The sequence below is a fragment of the Pontibacter sp. JAM-7 genome (assembly GCF_048548695.2).
Lineage (GTDB): Bacteria > Pseudomonadota > Gammaproteobacteria > Pseudomonadales > Balneatricaceae > Neptuniibacter.
This window is the reverse complement of record NZ_JBLYIF020000006.1, coordinates 215,230-234,064: the sequence shown is the minus strand read 5'-3', so window position 1 is coordinate 234,064 and position 18,835 is coordinate 215,230. Positions and strand designations below refer to the sequence as shown.

Annotated in this window: 12 protein-coding genes; 7 read left to right on the top strand and 5 right to left on the bottom strand. The window is 50.9% G+C overall.

Annotated elements, in window-relative coordinates; genetic code table 11:
• Positions 1–88 precede the first annotated feature (88 nt).
• The 4 genes from ACFVYJ_RS10255 to ACFVYJ_RS10240 all read right to left on the bottom strand — a co-directional run bounded on the left by ACFVYJ_RS10255 (position 89) and on the right by ACFVYJ_RS10240 (position 6,608).
• Complete coding sequence (locus ACFVYJ_RS10255) at positions 89–1,444, bottom strand: DegQ family serine endoprotease (protein ID WP_419415686.1); 1,356 nt, start codon at positions 1,442–1,444, stop codon at positions 89–91.
• Between the two features lie 338 nt (positions 1,445–1,782).
• Positions 1,783–3,030 (bottom strand): HDOD domain-containing protein, encoded by a 1,248-nt coding sequence (locus tag ACFVYJ_RS10250; RefSeq protein WP_419415687.1) that lies wholly within the window; start codon positions 3,028–3,030, stop codon positions 1,783–1,785.
• A 280-nt stretch (positions 3,031–3,310) separates the two neighbouring features.
• On the bottom strand, positions 3,311–3,724 hold the full coding sequence (locus ACFVYJ_RS10245) for a YbaN family protein (RefSeq protein WP_419415688.1): 414 nt from the start codon (positions 3,722–3,724) through the stop codon (positions 3,311–3,313).
• Positions 3,725–3,974: 250 nt separating this feature from the next.
• Positions 3,975–6,608: a nitrate reductase gene (locus tag ACFVYJ_RS10240; protein ID WP_419415689.1), complete on the bottom strand. Its 2,634-nt coding sequence runs from the start codon at positions 6,606–6,608 to the stop codon at positions 3,975–3,977.
• A 216-nt stretch (positions 6,609–6,824) separates the two neighbouring features.
• On the opposite strand from ACFVYJ_RS10240, the gene ACFVYJ_RS10235 reads away from it, so the two are divergent.
• The 7 genes from ACFVYJ_RS10235 (at position 6,825) to ACFVYJ_RS10205 (ending at position 15,699) form a co-directional block, all read left to right on the top strand.
• Positions 6,825–7,430, top strand: coding sequence for an ANTAR domain-containing response regulator (locus ACFVYJ_RS10235; protein ID WP_419415690.1), 606 nt, complete (start codon positions 6,825–6,827; stop codon positions 7,428–7,430).
• Between the two features lie 17 nt (positions 7,431–7,447).
• The gene (locus ACFVYJ_RS10230; protein ID WP_419415691.1) at positions 7,448–8,467 is read left to right on the top strand and encodes a CmpA/NrtA family ABC transporter substrate-binding protein; all 1,020 of its coding nucleotides are present in this window, start codon (positions 7,448–7,450) and stop codon (positions 8,465–8,467) included.
• Positions 8,468–8,870: 403 nt separating this feature from the next.
• Complete coding sequence (locus ACFVYJ_RS10225; protein ID WP_419415692.1) at positions 8,871–10,250, top strand: CmpA/NrtA family ABC transporter substrate-binding protein; 1,380 nt, start codon at positions 8,871–8,873, stop codon at positions 10,248–10,250.
• A 65-nt stretch (positions 10,251–10,315) separates the two neighbouring features.
• Positions 10,316–11,302: an ABC transporter permease gene (locus tag ACFVYJ_RS10220; protein WP_419415693.1), complete on the top strand. Its 987-nt coding sequence runs from the start codon at positions 10,316–10,318 to the stop codon at positions 11,300–11,302.
• A 21-nt stretch (positions 11,303–11,323) separates the two neighbouring features.
• Entirely contained in the window at positions 11,324–12,226 is a 903-nt protein-coding gene (locus ACFVYJ_RS10215; RefSeq protein ID WP_419415694.1) for an ABC transporter ATP-binding protein, read from the top strand.
• A 216-nt stretch (positions 12,227–12,442) separates the two neighbouring features.
• Positions 12,443–13,912 carry a NarK family nitrate/nitrite MFS transporter gene (locus tag ACFVYJ_RS10210; protein ID WP_419415695.1) on the top strand — a complete coding sequence of 490 codons (1,470 nt, stop codon included), beginning with the start codon at positions 12,443–12,445 and terminating at the stop codon, positions 13,910–13,912.
• A 71-nt stretch (positions 13,913–13,983) separates the two neighbouring features.
• Complete coding sequence (locus tag ACFVYJ_RS10205; RefSeq protein ID WP_419415696.1) at positions 13,984–15,699, top strand: protein kinase domain-containing protein; 1,716 nt, start codon at positions 13,984–13,986, stop codon at positions 15,697–15,699.
• On the opposite strand, the gene ACFVYJ_RS10200 is transcribed toward ACFVYJ_RS10205, so the two are convergent.
• Complete coding sequence (locus ACFVYJ_RS10200; RefSeq protein WP_419415697.1) at positions 15,688–18,822, bottom strand: hybrid sensor histidine kinase/response regulator; 3,135 nt, start codon at positions 18,820–18,822, stop codon at positions 15,688–15,690. The two genes, ACFVYJ_RS10205 and ACFVYJ_RS10200, sit on opposite strands and share 12 nt — an antisense overlap.
• Positions 18,823–18,835 lie beyond the last annotated feature (13 nt).

The window sequence follows — 18,835 nt, the reverse complement described above, 5'->3', positions numbered from 1 at the left end:
TGATCCATCTCACTAAAATACGTCTCAGCTATAGGCCTAACATAAAAAAGCCCTGCCAGAGCAAGGCTTACAGGGTACTGCCGCCACATCAGCGGATCACCACATAAAACAACGTGCCGTTGCGGTTTATCTGTAACAGCAGGGTTCGTCGTTCAACTTCTAACGCCTGCTCCAGTACCGACAGGTTTGGCGTTCGGCGCTTATTCGCGCCCACAATCAGGTCGCCGGGACGCAAGCCGCTGTAAGCAGCCGTAGAGCTCTGCATCAAGGTGACCACTCGTACGCCACCTTCCGGATCATCCGCCAACTCTACGCCCTGTAGTAATGGGTGTAACGGCTGATCAGCTGCTGCGGTCTGGTAAGGCTCAATGGTTACCCTGGTGTCCCTTGCTCTGCCCTGGCGCAGATAGCGAATCTGCAACGTCTGGCCAATGGCCCGGGTACCAACCCGGCTACGCAACTGGGCACTGTTCAGTACCGGTTTATTGTTCAGGTGGGTAATCACATCTCCGGGCTTCAGACCGGCTTTGGCTGCACTTGAATCAGGTGCTACTCCGGTAATCAGCACACCCTGTTGGCCATTTTTAAGTTCCAGTGCCTCACGCAACTCAGGGTTCAGCTCCTGGACCGTAATACCCACCTGACCACGTTTCACTTCACCATGCAGCAGAATCTGTTCCATACTGGCTTTCGCCATGTTGATGGGAATAGCAAAACCAATACCGATATTGCCGCCAGACGGTGCAAAAATCGCAGTATTAATACCGATCAGCTCACCACGCAAATTGACCAGTGCGCCCCCTGAGTTACCGGGATTGATTGAGGCGTCTGTTTGGATAAAGTCTTCAAAACCTTCGATACCCAATCCACTGCGGCCCAGCGCGCTGACCACGCCGGTGGTAACAGTCTGCCCCAAACCGAAAGGATTACCTATTGCCACTACATAATCCCCTACTCTAAGGTTACCTGAGTCGGTCAATGTCACCTCAGTAAGATTCTGTGCGTCGATCTGCAATACCGCGATATCCAGTTCCGCATCATGCCCCAACACCTGGGCCTTAAATTGACGGCCATCCACTAGAGAGACATGTACTTCATCCGCGCCCTTAATAACGTGGTAATTGGTCATCACTACACCGGCTGTTGCATCAACAATCACTCCGGACCCGGCACTTTGCTGCCGCTTATGTGGTCCCCCCGGCTGCATCTGCTCCGGCAAATTAAAAAACCGCCGAAAGAATGGGTCGTTGAGTAAGGGGTTGTAGCGATACTGCAGGTTAGAGTAGGTTGCGATGTTCACCACCGCCGGATTGATGCGTTCTAGCATCGGAGCCAATGAAGGTAGTGGCTGTCCCTGAGGGTCAGTAGCAGGCAGAGCAGCCAAACCAGTGGGTATCCAGCTGGTCACGAGTATCAGCAGCAGACAATGCACGATCGGTTTCATGCGGCTTGTTCCTCCTTCAATCAAGAGCACGTTCAGCAATCATGTTTCAATAAATGCGATCGACCAGACACCGGAAGTCAGTGCTGATGATCAACTGTTGCGAATTTATGACCAAGCACACAAGCATTTGGTTGCATTACCAAACACATAGGCAGTACGGAAACAGCTTAGCGGCGTCCGGTGTAGAAGAAGAGATATGGGGAGAGATCAGAAATTTCAATGGGCTGGAAGTGTGGTGACATATCGCCCAGAAAAAAGAGCCGGACACCACCCCAGCATCCTTGCTGGAAAGCCCTCAATGGTGTCCGGCATAAAGGTAGCCCGAAGGCTGTCATCATTCAGGCATTAGCCACCATTTTCAGGCGGTATTCGTTCGCCAGCATCTTCCACTGGGGCAGCTCAGACTCAACCCCGATCTGTTCCAGATACCGCATGGAAAGATCACTGGCCATATTACATTTACCCACCACCTCTACGGATGGCAGCAGAGCGTCTGCGGCGTGGACGGCCGTCAGCGCAGTAAAACCCGCATCTGCCGAGAGATGCGGCACATGATGCAGCATCACCGCTTCCACCACCGGCTCTGGCAACCGCCACATTGCCAGCAGTGCTGCGCCCAACTCACCGTGAAAAAAGCCGTAGACCGCTTTTTCGACCAGATGCAGAGGTTTCTGTTTTTTCGCTGAGTAACGCAGTACCTTGCGATAGTGTTCTGGATCATGAGAGGCAAAAATCAACACCCCGAGGTCATGTAACAAGCCCCCCAGGAATGCATGATCCTGAGTCGTTTTGCTGGCCCCGGCTTTACGGCTGATGGACTGCGCTAATCGTGCCACCAACAATGAACGCTCATGCTGGCGTTCAAAAGAAAAGTCTTTCCAGTCATCCGACTGTTTAAATTGGGAGTTCAGATGGCTGCTCAGTGCCAGCCCTCTGAGATTGCGCAGTCCCAGCAGAGTTACCGCTTCACGCAGGTTACTTATTTCACGCTGAAAGCCGAAATAAGCCGAGTTCACCTGACGCATTACCTGCGCAGCCACCGCGGGGTCGCCTTCGATAATACGACTGATGGCCATGGCGTCAGCCACATCCGATTGAATCGCGTCGGTTAACTCTTTATATACTCCCGGCGGAGACGGCAGGCACTTAAGGTTGCCAATATAATCATGCAGACTGGAACGATTTAGGAGACGGGTAACCTTGCATAGGTATTCCAGTTTGGATGTCAGATCGTGCATATTAACCTGATCCGGGAATACCCGATGTGCAATTTCGCCGGCCTTGGCACGCTGCTCAGCACTCCAGAATTGACCACCAATAAATACGCGGATCGCTTTAGGCTGCAGCCCCGCCACTTTCTGCATCAGATCAAGATCGCTCTGCGCCCGGGTAGAACAACTCAGTATGACGGCATCACAGCCTGACTGCTTAAGTAGATCAAGCAGCGATGCGGCATTGTCGAGCCGGTTAACTTGCCAATTAGCAGCAGCCGTGCCGAGATTATTGACCCAGTTATAAAACCCACCGGTTGTATCCAGCATCAATACCCTAAAGGCACGTGCTGAAGTTTTCTCCTTGACTGACATAACGCTCACCACAATGTTGTTGACCAGCAAAAACCCAGCATGAACCGGTTTGCCGATCTGTCATGTTCACTAATGTAGTTAGTGCAAGGAGAGATAAAAGTCAGTTTTTACTAAAAAAAGGCTCATATTTTCAGCAAGAATTAAACACCTGTTTAAACTTACTTCAGAACCCTTTAAATACGGTAACTTTCAGATTTATCGTATGTTTTTCTGAAAATTTTCATCTTAGTTTTATGAAAATATTTCAAGATTAAAACATAAAAACCGAACAGATCTGTCATCAACCTGATGAACCAATACGGCTGCGACATGGCACAGCAGTTGGTTCAGAAGGCCGCGACCAGATATAACAAAGTGAAGCGGCTATGGTTGCTACCACCAGTAGTTTCAGGCCGTAGTGAAACTCTCTGAAGAACAAGGGATAGCTGACCATAATAAGCATCATGCTGCTAGCCAGGCATTTTGCCCGCAGCGGAATAACACCATAGGCCTCCCAGTCCCGAATCAATTTACCAAATACCCGGTGATTCAACAGGTATTGGTGCAAGCGCTCAGAACTACGGGAAAAGCAAAAAGCTGCCAATAAGACAAAAGGAGTGGTCGGCAAAAGTGGCACAACCACACCTATTATGCCCACCAGCAAACAGAGCATACCGCAAAACCAGTAAACACCTCGTCCAATCTGTTCTGCCATCGTTGCACCCTTTTTCAGCTACTGCTTTTAGAATAGAACAGCCAAGCCGGATCGTGGAGGCTTTTGCATTGAAACTTTTCATAGAGGTGTTTGAATTTACTTATCGCTGAGGCAGGTCAATACAACGCTATGCTATGCAGCGAGTACAGAGGCAGATACAAAACAAACTCTAACCGCAGACAACACACACAAAAAAGAGGCACCCACGCGCCTCTTTCCAGCTATCTCCTTAGCTAACCTGCCAGCCTTCTCAGCCTTTGTGCAACAGTGCCGCCAGCTCAGGAATACAGGAACCGCAATTGGTACCACACTTCAGTTTATCGCCCAACGCCTCAACCGACTTGCAGCCCATGCTAATAGCATCTTCAATGGCATTGCTGCCCACCTGATAGCAACTACAGATAATCTGACCCGGATCTTCCAGCTCACACCCCGTGACACTTAACAGGTAGCGACGCTGATCCATTTCCAGCTCTGTTTCAGCAAACATCTCTTCCAGCCACATGGTGGACGGGATTTGACCATAAGGCATGATAAAGAACGCCCACTCCAGCTGCTCGCCCTGCAAGCCAGCGGCACGGAAGCTGCCCATACCCTTGTCTTCCAGCCAGATATCCGGCGTGCCGAAGTGCTCACGGCACCAGGCCAGTCCATCAGTCATCGCTTTATCATCAGCCAGATAATAGAGTGATGCATTATCCTTCGGCACCCGTGACCAATATGTCACCGGCAAATCTTGAGCTAACGCTTCACGGGTCATCAACCAACCTTCCCAGGCGGGCTGCAACGGGCTGAGCTGCACGGCGGCATGCTTAGCTTCCGGCTGGCCTGAAACCGGGTCTGTCACCGGCGCAACCAGCGTACCCATGCGCCCCTGAGCACTGAACAAACCGTTCCAGTGCATCGGCACAAAAATCTCACCCTTCCGCTGTCCCTGCTCCGGCACACGTGCCCGACCTATAAATTCACCATGAGCATTGCTGATCCTGACCAGTTGCCCCTCAGTGACTTGATAGGCAGCTGCATCCTGCGGGTGCAACTCAACAAAGGGTTCTGCCCGATGCTGGAATAACAGTGCAGATCGGCCAGTGATCGCCATGGTATGCCACTGATCACGTATCCGACCGGTATTCATGATCAGGGGTTGCTGAGCGGTAGGTTGCTGAACCGGCTGACGGGTAGTGATCGCAATAAAGCGCGCCTTACCTGATGGGGTGAAAAATTTACCATCGGCAAACATCCGCGCGGTACCGTAGGGAGCCTCATCATTAACCGGCCACTGTATTGGAGCCAGGTTGTCATAGCCGTTTTCATCCAGGCTCTGCAGCAGACTAATATCAAAATCACGACTGCCATTGTTTTCAAACCCGGAGAGTGCCGCATGCTCTGCAAAAATCTGGTACGGGTGGTCATAAGCAAACGCATCGGCATAGCCCATACGCTTAGCCACTTCAGAGATAATCCACCAGTCATGGCGCGCTTCGCCGCTTGGGGACAGTAAACTGCGCTGCCGCGAGATGCGTCGTTCAGAATTAGTCACCGTGCCGTTCTTTTCACTCCAGCCGGTCGCTGGCAGACAAACATTGGCGACCCGCATGGTATCGGTATTGGCAATACAATCTGACACGACCACCAGTGGGCAGGCCTCCAATGCCCGTTTGACCTGATTGGCATTGGGCAGGCTCACCACCGGATTGGTACCCATAATCCACACGGCTTTAACTTTACCTGCTTCGATCGCCTCAAACAGATCAACCGCTTTGAGGCCTTCTTTGCGGGCGATATTGGGGGCCTCCCAGAACCGTGCAACTTTATCGATCATCACATCGGAGCTGTAATCCATATGGGCTGCCAGCTGATTCGCCAGACCGCCCACTTCGCGGCCACCCATGGCATTAGGCTGCCCAGTAATCGAAAATGGCCCAGCACCCGGCTTACCAAGACGCCCCGTCGCCAGATGGCAATTAATGATCGCATTTGAGTTGTCAGTACCACTGGATGACTGGTTAACTCCCTGTGAATAGAAGGACACCGTTTTCGGCTCAGCCAGAAACCAAGTAAAAAAGGTCTCTAACAGGGTGACATCAACATCACAGGCCAGTGCCACTGACGCTAGGTCGGCAAACTCTGTCTGCGACGCTTCCAGGGCAGTGTCAAAACCTTCGGTATATTGCTCAATCCATGCTGTATCCAATGCACCCTGACGCGCCACATGAGCCAGTAGCCCTGAAAACAGCGAGGTGTCGGAGCCTGGTTTAATCGGCAGGTGCAGATCAGCCAAGTCACAGGTAGCCGTTTGCCGTGGATCAACGACCACAACCTTCAGATCAGGGTTAGCTGTTTTTGCAGCCTTCATACGTTGAAACAGGATCGGATGATTCCAGGCAGCATTAGAACCTACCAGAACCAACAAACCAGCCTGCTCAAGGTCTTCATAGGAACAGGGGACAGTATCAGTACCAAACGCACGCTTATATCCAGCAACAGCAGAGGACATACAGAGACGTGAGTTGGTATCAACATTGGAGGTGCCAACAAAGCCTTTAAGCAGTTTATTGGCCACATAATAATCTTCTGTCAACAACTGACCGGACAGATAAAATGCTACAGAATCCGGACCATGCTCTTTTATAGTGCCTAAAAACCCCTCGGCGACCTTGTTTAGTGCATCATTCCATGTCGCAGACTGGCCATTCACCACCGGTGCTAACAGCCTTCCATCGGTTCCGAGCACTTTATCCAGGGCAGATCCCTTGACACACAAACGGCCAAAGTTGGCAGGATGATCGATATCCCCTTTTACCCCTGTCACTTGGTTATTCACAACCTCGGCATCTACTCCACAACCAACGCCGCAGTAAGGACAGGTAGTTTGTTTTTGCATTGAATCCTCCAACCAAGATGCGCAGCAGCATCCCTATTATTAACTACACTTTCTATCTACACATCTGCTTAAAAGATGCCGCTGGTGTACCTGATTAAATAACAAAGTTCAGCTCAAAAGGCACACTTATGGGGGCACTTACAACGCAATAAATATGCCAGTAAATTGGAATGGTTCTTGCTGCATTATTGGGCATCCACTTCGGGAACCGGATTGATGACCAACGAAACACAACTCAAGGTCTTGTTGATCGACGAAGAGCCTGACCGTGTCAAAGCGCTGGAGGATGCGCTGAACGCACTGGGTCATAACGTCGTCTGTCACCTGACTCAACCCAATGAACTAAACAGACATGTCGAGCAAACCGAGCCCGACATCGTCATTATAGACATGGACTCGCCCAATCGAGATACGCTGGAAAGCATGGCAACCATGAGTCAGCAGAACCCTCGCCCAATCATATTCTTTGCTGAGCAACAAAATGACCGCAAAGCGATGGCGGCAGCGATTAATGCTGGCGTGAGCGCCTATGTAGCAGATGGACTGCAGCCTGATCGGGTAAAAACCATTATGGATACAGCTATTGCTCAGTTTGATGCGTACAACTCGCTGCGTCAGGAGTTGGATAAAGCCAAGACGCAATTGGCGGATCGCAAAATGATAGAAAAAGCCAAGGGCATGCTGATGAAACACCAGGGATGCGATGAAGAGCAGGCTTATAGCACCCTGAGGAAACTGGCCATGGATCGTGGGCAGAAATTGATTGATGTTGCGCGCAATGTAATTGAAGTACTGGAACTGACCAGTAGCGCCAATCGGTAGAATAAAGAGGACACCATATGTCAGCACCACTGACACCGGAAAAAACAGATCTAAAGCTCGGCTTTGTCGCCCTGCTTGACTGTGCCCCCCTAGTGGTTGCCCGGGAGAAAGGGTTTTTTAATGATCAGGGCCTGAATGTCATTCTTTGCAAAGAAGCATCCTGGGCCTCTATTCGCGATAAAGTGAGCTTTGGGCTATTCGATGCTGCGCAAATGCTGGCACCGATGCCTCTGGCATCCTCCCTGGGCATGAACGGCAACCAGACCGACATGCTAACCGCGTTATCACTGAGTCAGAACGGTACCGCGATCACGCTGTCCAGAAAACCTTACCTGAAAATTTCCGAGCACATCACCGATTGGAGCGACACCGAAGCGGTTGGCAAAGCATTTCATGACTGGGTTAAAAAGACTGACAAACGCCCGGTACTGGCAACAGTCTATCCCTACTCCAATCACCATTATCAATTACTGTACTGGTTAAAGCAGAATCAGATCAATGTCGACCAGGACGTCAACTTGGTCGCAGTGCCACCAGTACAGATGGTGGGCAGCCTGGCAGATGGTTTAATTGATGGCTTCTGTGTCGGGGAGCCATGGAACAGCCTGGCACTGCTGCGCAATATTGGCGGCATACTGACCACCGGGTTCCAGATTTGGGGCGCGCATATGGAAAAAGTCCTGGGTGTCACCCGGGAATGGGCCGAACAACACCCCAACACCCACCAGGCATTGGTAAAAGCACTGCATAACGCCTGTCGCTGGGCTGAAGCTGCTGAGAACCGCGAAGAACTGCTGCACATACTGGCACTGCCGCCTTATTTGGACCAATCAGCACGCCAGCTCTCCGGTTTCCATTCGCCCTATCCAATGCACCAGCATATGTTTGGCGACAATGTAAACCGGCCAGATCCGGAGTATGGACGCTTCCTACTGCAACAGATGCTGGCCTGCGGACAATTGAATAAACTGGATAGCAAAACCTGCAAGATAGTTGACCAAGTTTATCGTAGCGACCTGTATGAAGCCTGGCTTTAAAGTACCGCATCGTTAATCTAAGCCGGCCCCACGTGGCCGGCTTTTTATTGCCCTCCTGCCGCGCACAATGATTGCGCACCCATATCTAGCATTGAGCCCAAAAGATGTTTTCTAGATGCACCATTAAAAATCACACTGCACCATGCTGCAGCGCAATAAAAGAATTTTGGTCGCTAAAAAACCGCCCAAAAACAATTAAGTTATTGTTTTTTAAATAAATAAAAAAAATGGCACAGGCTATGCATTTCACCAAGTAAGAGTTTACCAACGTTGGTTAACTTCTAAGTTTTATCCGGCTTCCCGAAAGCCAACAGAAACGAACACGGCAAAGGCGCCTCACAGATTGCAAAGATTTGTAATTCTGCGGGCGCCTTTTTGTTTTTAAGATCAGGAGGAAATATCCATGCTCAAGAATAAAAAGGCGTTGCTCAGTAAGCTTATTAGCACAGCGGTGCTGGCCGCAGGCCTCAGCGCAGGTAGCGCCTGGGCTGAGATTGGCGAACCTGAAAAAGAAGATCTTAAGTTTGGTTTTATCAAGCTGACCGACATGGCTCCATTGGCAATTGCTTATGAGAAAGGCTATTTCGAGGACGAAGGTCTGTACGTCACTCTGGAAGCACAGGCTAACTGGAAAGTTTTGCTGGACCGCGTAATTGACGGTCAGCTGGACGGCGCACACATGCTTGCAGGCCAGCCACTGGGCGCTACCATCGGTTTTGGTACCCAGGCGCACATCATCACTGCGTTCAGCATGGACCTCAATGGTAACGGCATCACCGTTTCCAATGACATTTGGGAACAGATGAAACCCAATATTCCAAAACAGGCAGACGGCCGACCGGTTCACCCGATCAAAGCCGACTACCTGAAGCCAGTAGTAGAGAAATACAAAAAAGAGGGCAAGCCATTCAACATGGGAATGGTGTTCCCGGTATCCACCCATAACTATGAACTGCGTTATTGGTTGGCTGCCGGTGGCATCCACCCGGGTTTCTATGCCCCGCATAAAGGTGACACTTCAGGAATGCTTCAGGCAGACGCCCTGCTGTCCGTTACACCACCACCGCAGATGCCTGCCACCCTGGAAGCCGGCACGATCTATGGTTACTGTGTAGGCGAGCCATGGAACCAGCAGGCAGTATTTAAAGGTATTGGTGTACCGGTTATCACTGACTACGAGATCTGGAAAGACAACCCAGAGAAAGTATTTGGTGTATCTAAAGACTGGGCTGACAAATATCCCAACACCAACCTGCGTGTCATCAAGGCGATGATTCGTGCAGCCAAGTGGCTGGATGATGACAATAACGCCAACCGTCCGGAAGCAGTGAAAATTCTGTCGAAGCCTAACTATGTCGGCGCCGACTACGACGTTATTGCTAACTCCATGACGGGTACCTTTGAATACGAGAAAGGCGATAAGCGTGATGTGCCTGACTTCAACGTATTCTTCCGTTACAACGCAACCTACCCGTTCTACTCCGATGCTATCTGGTACCTGACTCAGATGCGTCGCTGGGGTCAGATTTCCGATGCTAAGCCAGATAGCTGGTACATGGATATCGCGAAGAAAGTGTACCGTCCTGACCTGTACACACTGGCCGCGAAAGAACTGATCGCTGAAGGCAAAATGTCTGCAGACATGTTCCCGGACTTCGATGTGGAAGACGGCTTCCGTGCACCGCAGACCCACTTCATCGACAACATCACCTATGACGGCAGCAAACCAAACGACTACTTGCAGAAGTTTGAAATTGGCCTGAAAGGTGACGACAAAATCTGATCTGAGTGCCACCCTAGCCCCTCCGCGCTGCGGAGGGGCCCAGATCACCGAGGGAGTAACCTGTTATGAGTCAAATGATCGCTACTTTGGGCCTCAGCGCCCTGTTTGAAAACCCACGAGCTGGCCTGGCCAAGCTGAGTAAAACCGTGCTTTTACCTCTGGTTGGTCTGCTGGTATTTCTGTTTGTTTGGGAAGTCGGTGCTAAAAGCATCAACACATCACTCGGCGTATTTCCTGGCCCCAAAGCGGTTTATGAGCAGTCCATAAGTCTGATTGCAGAGCACCGCGCTGAACGTGAACGTGAAGTGGCGTTTATCGAACGTCAGGAAAAGCGTAACGCGAAAAAACTGGAAAAAAATCCAGATGCTGAAGTACGCATCCGCCCTTACACCGGTGCACCAACATTTTTCGACCAGATCGGCACCAGCCTGATCACGGTCATGAGTGGCTTTTTACTGGCCTCCTTTATTGCCATTCCCGGCGGCATCATGATCGGTCTGAACCAACAACTTTATTCTGCGCTGAATCCGCTGATTCAGCTGTTCAAACCAGTATCTCCGCTGGCCTGGCTACCGCTGGTGACCATGGTTGTGAGTGCTGTTTATGTCAGCGATGATCCAATGTTCGCCAAGTCATTTATCACTTCGCTGATCACTGTATCACTTTGTTCTCTGTGGCCTACTCTGCTGAATACCGCTGTCGGCGTATCCAATATCAGCAAGGATCTACAGAACGTTTCTCAGGTGCTGCGCCTGAGCTGGATGACCCATATTATTAAAATCGTACTGCCATCATCTATTCCCATGATGTTTACCGGCTTACGACTGTCACTGGGTATCGCCTGGATGGTACTTATCGCCGCAGAGATGCTGGCGCAGAACCCAGGTCTGGGTAAATTTGTCTGGGATGAGTTCCAGAATGGTAGCTCCCAGTCCCTGAGCCGCATCATGGTCGCCGTACTGGTCATCGGCATGATCGGCTTCCTGCTGGACCGTTGCATGTTACTGCTGCAGCGTAAAGTTTCCTGGGACAAAAATGCGATTACCCGTTAACAGGGCGCGAGGAGAGAGATTATGAGTATTCCACCGAATCATCTTGAACTGACCAAAGTTGAGATTGACTTTCCCACACCTCATGGCCCCTTTAAAGCCCTGCAGGATGTGAACCTGACCATCAGCAAAGGGGAATTCGTCTCCCTGATCGGTCACTCTGGCTGCGGCAAGTCAACTGTACTGAATATTGTTGCCGGCCTTTATCAAGCGACCACAGGCGGTGTCCTGCTGGACGGCAAAGAAGTCAATGCCCCCGGCCCTGAACGCGCCGTGGTGTTTCAGAATCACTCACTGCTTCCCTGGCTAACAGCCTATGAGAATGTTGAACTGGCGGTGAAGCAGGTGTTTGGCAAAACCAAAACCAAAGCAGAGATGCGTGACTGGATTGTACATAACCTGTCTCTGGTACATATGGAACATGCCATGCACAAACGTCCGGATGAGATTTCCGGCGGTATGAAACAACGGGTTGGCATCGCTCGGGCTCTTGCGATGGAACCTACTGTTCTGCTTATGGATGAACCGTTTGGTGCACTGGACGCACTGACACGGGCGCATCTGCAGGACTCACTCATGGAGATCCAAAAAGAGCTCAACAACACTGTGATCATGATTACCCACGATGTAGATGAAGCAGTACTGCTGTCCGATCGTATTGTCATGATGACCAACGGCCCGGCGGCAACCGTAGGTGAGATTCTTGATATCGACCTGGCGCGGCCTCGTAACCGTATAGAACTGGCGGATGACGCCAAATACAACCACTATCGCCATGAAGTGCTGAGCTTCCTGTACGAGAAGCAACGCAAGCCGATTGATGCGGATATTGCCAAGCAAGACGAAGCCAAAGACGAAAAGCTGGCACAGGAACTGCATAGCCCTGAATCAGAGAAAAAGACAAAGCAGGCTGAAGAAGCTGCATAATCTCCGCCAGCCCCGGTATCAAAGGCGAATCACCGGACTGACAGAGATAGCTGAACAGTCCGGCTTGATGCGACCCCAGGCGCAATGACGCACCAAAAAGTTGCATAACAGGTCTTTTTGATACATTTTTGAACAAAGGCGTTCAATTCACCGACTAGCGAGTCTAGCCTGTGAGTTGAACGCCTTTTTATTTGCATAAATTTTGAGGCCTTAAACATGAGCAATAGCGGCAATTTTAATCTGCTCTCATTCACCGGCAAGATGAAAATCCTGCACATGAGCTGGATTGCATTCTTTATCACCTTCTTCGTGTGGTTCAACCATGCACCACTGTTGGCAGCCATCGCTGAATCACTCGGCCTGACCAAACCCCAGGTTAAAACGCTATTGATTCTTAACGTAGCACTGACGATTCCGGCCCGAATTATCATCGGCATGTTGACCGATAAATACGGCCCGCGTATCACCTATGCTGCGCTGCTGTTCCTGGCCAGTTTCCCCTGCTTTATGTTTGCCCTGTCAACCGACTTCGTTCAGGCGGCAGTATCTCGCTTCATGCTGGGCTTTATTGGTGCCGGCTTTGTCGTGGGCATCCGCATGGTTTCAGAATGGTTCCCGGCGAATGAGCTGGGCACGGCTGAAGGCTTTTACGGCGGTTGGGGCAATTTCGGTTCTGCCGCTGGCGCGATGGCCCTGCCAACTCTGGCGCTTATCTTTGGCGGTGAAGATGGCTGGCGTTATGCGGTCGGTATTACAGGTGCTCTGAGCCTGATCTTCAGCTTTATTTGGTACAAAAACGTCAGTGACACTCCGAAAGGCAGCACCTATTTCAAACCAAAACGCATTGGCGGTATGGAAGTCACCAGTAAATCTGACTTTGTCTTCCTACTGATCATGAAGCTGCCAATGTACGCTGCACTGTCCCTGCTGACCTGGAAACTGTCTCCTGCAGGCGTTTCCATTCTGTCCGATATGGCGGCAACCGGTATCTATATCGGTCTGGCGGCTATATTTATTTATGACTGGTACGGTGCCTACAAGGTTAACAAAGAGATATTTACGACGCCGGTACCTGAAATTGAGCGTTATAAGTTCAAGCAAGTGGCTGTATTAAACGTCCTGTACTTCGCCACTTTCGGTTCTGAGCTGGCAGTCGTTTCCATGCTACCCCTCTTCTTTGCTGACACCTTTAGCCTGGACCCTGTGTATGCCGGTTTGGTGGCATCAGCCTATGCTTTTATGAACCTGATGTCGCGTCCGGGCGGTGGGTTTATCAGTGACCGTTTTGGTCGCAAGAAAACCCTATTGATCCTGACAGCGGGTCTGGCAGTAGGTTATGCCGTTATGTCCTTGATCGACAGTACCTGGCCACTGGTTATGGCTGTTGCCGCCGCGATGGTTTGTTCTTTCTTCGTCCAAGCCGGTGAAGGTGCCGTGTTCGCCGTAGTACCACTGATCAAACGCCGCCTGACCGGCCAGATCGCAGGTATGACCGGTGCGTATGGTAACGTCGGTGCAGTATTTTATCTGACCGTACTGTCCATGGTTGAATACAGTGCCTTCTTCACCGTTATCGCTGCTACAGCGGTGCTCGGCTTCGTTACCCTGCTGTTCCTTGAAGAGCCAAAAGGCCACATGGCTGAGGTGAAAGAGGATGGTAGCGTTGAGCTGATCAAGGTAACCTGACCCAAGCTTTACCCGGTGGTCTCTGACCACCGGGCTTTCATCCCTCTGTTTTCCTGATTGGTAGTGCTTAGATGAGCAAACAATCCCTGAAAGTGCGTTTTGGCGGCCGCTCTAGCGCCGGCGTTAAATCCATTAACCAGGATGCGTTTGCCGCTCATCTCCCCTCTGGAGCTGACCTGGATTACAAAGGCGCTGCAGCAGCGGTTGCCGATGGAGTCAGTAACTGTCAGGACTCTCATATCGCCAGCCAAACCAGCGTCACCAGCTTCCTGCAGGATTATTTAAGCACACCGCATAGCTGGAGCGTCAGTAACTCTGTGAGCCGGGTATTAACCGGACTGAATAGCTGGCTGCATCGGGAAAATCAACAACATACCCGGGAACAGGACAGTATGCTCTGTACCTTTTCCGCTGCGGTAGTGAAATCAAATACTCTGCACTGGTTTCATGTGGGTGACTCACGCATCTATCTGATGCAGGACAACTCACTGGAACAACTCACCCGGGATCATGTACGGCTCTCTTCCGGCCGCACAATTTTGACGCGTGCCATGGGTGGTGATCAGCATTTAGAAGTGGATTATGCCACCCGTCTGCTACAACAAGACGATATTCTGCTGCTTAGCACCGATGGTATTCATGAATATATCAGTAATCGTGATCTAAAAAAGATTCTCCACTCGGCCAAAGATGACCCGGAACAAGCTGCCGAGACCTTGATCGACACCGCCCTGAAAAACGGTAGCCAGGATAACCTTACCGCCCTGATCATTGTCGTTGACCAGCTACCGCTGGAGACTCTGGACGAAAGCCACGACCGGCTGCTGCAGCTGCCTATCCCTCCCGTACTGGCCGTGGGCAACAAAATTGATGATTATGAAGTGCTGGAAGTGATCTTCAGCGGCACCCGTAGTCATATGTATCTGGTAAAAGACCTGCACAGTCAGGAAAAGTATGTCCTGAAAGCGCCCTCCAGTAATTTTTCCGAAGACCCGCTGTATCTGGATGGTTTTATCCGTGAGGAGTGGGTTGGCCAGCACCTGGATAACCCCCATGTCATGAAAACCTACGCACCGCGGCGGGAAAAACGTTTCATGTACTATCTGGGTGAGCATATTCAGGGCATGAACCTGCGCCAGTGGATGGACGACAACCCTGCTCCCCCACTAGACGAAGTACGCAGCCTGACCCGGCAGATCATTCATGGGCTGCGTGCGTTTCAGCGTGCTGATATGGTGCACCAGGACCTGAAGCCAGAAAACATCATGATTAATCAGGACGGGCGGGTAAAGATTCTCGATTTCGGCACCGTGAAAATCGCCGGTGTAGAAGAGATGAACTCACCTCTGGATAAATCCATTCCCCAAGGTTCGGTTAACTATGTGGCGCCGGAATACCTGCTGGGCGAACCTGGCAGTTATCTGTCTGACATGTTCTCACTGTCTGTCATTGTCTACGAAATGATAACCGGCATGCTGCCCTATACTGAAATGTCCACCAGCCAGGCGCGGATAAACAGCTACAGCGACCTGAACTACACGCCCGCGCTACAGCACCGAAAAAATCTGCCACTGTGGGTAGAAGGCTGCCTGCGCAAAGCGCTGCAACCGAATCCACGTTTCCGCTATATGGCATTTTCAGAGTTTTTGCAGGATCTGACACAGCCCAATCAGGGTCTGTCCGATAAAGTCATGCAACAGCCGTTAATTGAGCGCAAACCGGTATTGGTCTGGCAATTGCTGGCGCTGGCGCTGCTGGTAGGGAATCTTCTGCAGTTAGCCTTTTAAATCCGACTGGATTTGATCAGGGGAATCCCCTACTAGCGGCTTAAGAATACCGCAGACGGTTTCAAGCTGCGTTAACAAGTTGCTGATATCCACATCTTCCCCCAGTGACAAACGTTCATCGACCTGGGTTGCCAACGCCTGCAAACGGAACGCACCCACATTGCCTGCGGCACTTTTCAAACGGTGTATAAATTTGCGTTTTTGCCCGTCCGGCTGGTCGCCCCCTGACACGCGCCAATAATCCAGTTGCGGCAAAATATCCTGCAAGAAACCCATGCAGACGCGCTGATAAGCTTCCAGCCCCAACCACTTATAGACGGTGTTATCCAGTTCAAAATCCGGCGAGCACTGCAGTAACTGACGCGCAGCATTAATATCAAGACCAGAAACATCAGACAGAACACTTAATTGACTCTCCACCGCTGCCTGAGGAGTCCTGTTCGCTTTAAGTACCGGTTGCCAGAATTGAATGATCACATTGAGCAACTTCAGCACATCCAGCGGCTTCGCCAGATGTGCATTCACCCCGGCTGCCTCGGCAGCAATCACATCTTCGTCCTGGGTTGCGGCCGACAATGCAATAATCGGCAGCTCTTTATGTGAATAACGCTGTCTGAACTCGCGAGTTGCAGTCAGCCCATCCATCACCGGCATCTGGATATCCATTAAAATCAGATCATATTTGACACCTGCCGACATCATCAGAGCCTGCTCACCATTTTCGGCAATATCGCAGCTTAGACCAAAACTACTGATCAGCTCTTTGACTACCAGTTGATTAGTTTTGCTGTCTTCCACCAGCAAGATCCGCGGCGGTGTACTATAGGCCAACTGATCACGCAGACGCCGTATCAGCTTATCGCGTATCTGAGCCCGATCTTCCTGCTTCTTGTTACCCACAACAACGACCCAACCCAACTGCTCCAAGACTGCTTGCAGTCCGCTATATGTCACCGGTTTATGTAATATACACATACCCGATTCATACAGGCTACTGGTGGCCAGTTGAGGTTCTGCAGAATGGCTGGTCAATACCACCACCCGTAATGGTGCGTTCGAATCCAGCAACTCATTATTTAATTTGAGACGCTGTATCAGATCCACACCACGCCCACCGGCCATTTGCCAGTCAATCATAACCACATCATAGGGCGTTTCACTGGCTTGGGTTTGCTGCACCAGATCCAGGCCGGCGGTTGCGTCAAATACGGATTGTACATCTGCCCCCCAGTGTTCCAGCATATGCACCAGGCCATTCGCCACCAGCGGCTGATCATCCACCACCAACACCCGTTTTGCAGCCAAATTGCTGTTTTCCAATGGAGCTAGACGCTCTACTGTCCGATAAGGCACACCCAATACAAAGCTAAACCGGCTACCCTTACTGAGACTACTTTCGATCTCAAGCTGACTGGAGAAAAGCGACAACATATAGTTAACAATGGCCAGACCAAACCCAGTACCACCCAGCTTGCGTGTAATCGACAAGTCACCCTGATCAAACGGTAGGGACAACTGGGACACTACTGCTGACTCAATACCCACACCGGTATCAATCACCTCAAACAGCAACTGGATGGTGGCGTTTTGTCGCGATAAAGCCCTGACCTTGATACGGACAGAGCCTTTAGCGGTGTACTTGATTGCATTGCTAAGCAGATTATTCAGTACCTGCAGCAACCGGAAACTGTCACTATAAATATCCAGATTCGCCAGTTCAGCGTCGTGTTCGAGGATCAGCTCTAAATCTTTCAGTTCAGCGGAGGTGGCAAACAGCTGAACGGTCTGTTCCAGGATTTCAGTCAGGTTAAAATAGCGCGGATGTAAAGCCACTCGTCCGGCTTCAATATTATTGAAGTCCATCAGATCATTAACCACCTTGCGCAAGTCTTCTGTCGATGCGGCAATAAAATCCAGGCGCTGCTTCTGATCAGGTTTGAGGTCAGTTGACTGCAGCAGCTCGACCATGCCGAGTACCGCGGTGACCGGCGTCCTTATCTCATGATTCAAATTAGCTAAAAAGCGGGATTTATAGGCGCTGGCCGATTCTGTATGCCGCAACTGTTCCTGAAGCTTAAGCAGTAACTTGCGACGCTGCTGCTCACTTCGCCGAACCCAGAAGACAAAAGCCGCAGAAATGCCTAACAACAGTGCTAAGTACCACAGTGCCCTAGAGATGACCTCATGGTGCAACGCCGTCACCGCTGCAGGCTGAATATATGCCAACATAAACAGACGATATTCTGTGGCAAAAATTTGATTGAGCGGCAACTCCTGCAATAGCTCAAACGGACTGTCATCTGGCAAACGTTTGCCACGCTGGAGCGCGACCAATTTGGCGAACTGCTGTGGTGCTTCAGTCGCCATAGAGCGCCCAGAGTTGTGCAGCAGATCATGCCAATTTAGCTCCGGATGTTCGGTATGTAACTTCCAACTACCATACTGATCAACCACTTGCAGCATGATGTGTTCATCAAAACTTGACGCCAGATCGGCAAACAATGACGTTACATCGAAGTTCAGTACCATCACACCGCGCAGCTCACCCGAAGCGGTGCGATCAGGGCTCGCTAATCGCAAGGTGGGTTGATAAGGCTCAACAATATGGCCAAATTCAACATTGAGATCAAAATTTGAGGCATAAACCTGGTCGGATTGCAGCTTTATCGCCTCGCGAAAATAATAGCGGTCGGATTTATCCTGCAAAATGGTACTGGCAACTATCTGGCTGGCTTCCTGCCTGCCACTGACGGCACGATTAAAGCGCAACTTTTCCTGCCCGTGCGCATCCAGCCACCGCGCTTGCACCAGCTCCGGCATATCACTAAATATTTGACTGAAAAGCCGCTGGCTGATGTCCTGTTCTGGGTTGCCCGCTTCATTAAAGAGGCCACTCTCGACACTTGCCAGCTTTAAGCTGATCAATTTCGAGGAGTAACGCAATAACCGATCACTGAAAAGGGCCCAGTCGCGCGCGGCTTCACTTCGCAGGGTCTGCCGAAGCTGTTCCGTCCGCTGCTCGAGATCAGACTGATACAACTGCCAGCAGGCAAACAAGGACAAACACAGCAACAGAGTTCCCAGCATCAAGGCGCTGGCGCGGCGGAATAGCTCCATGGGCATAGCGATCAGTCCT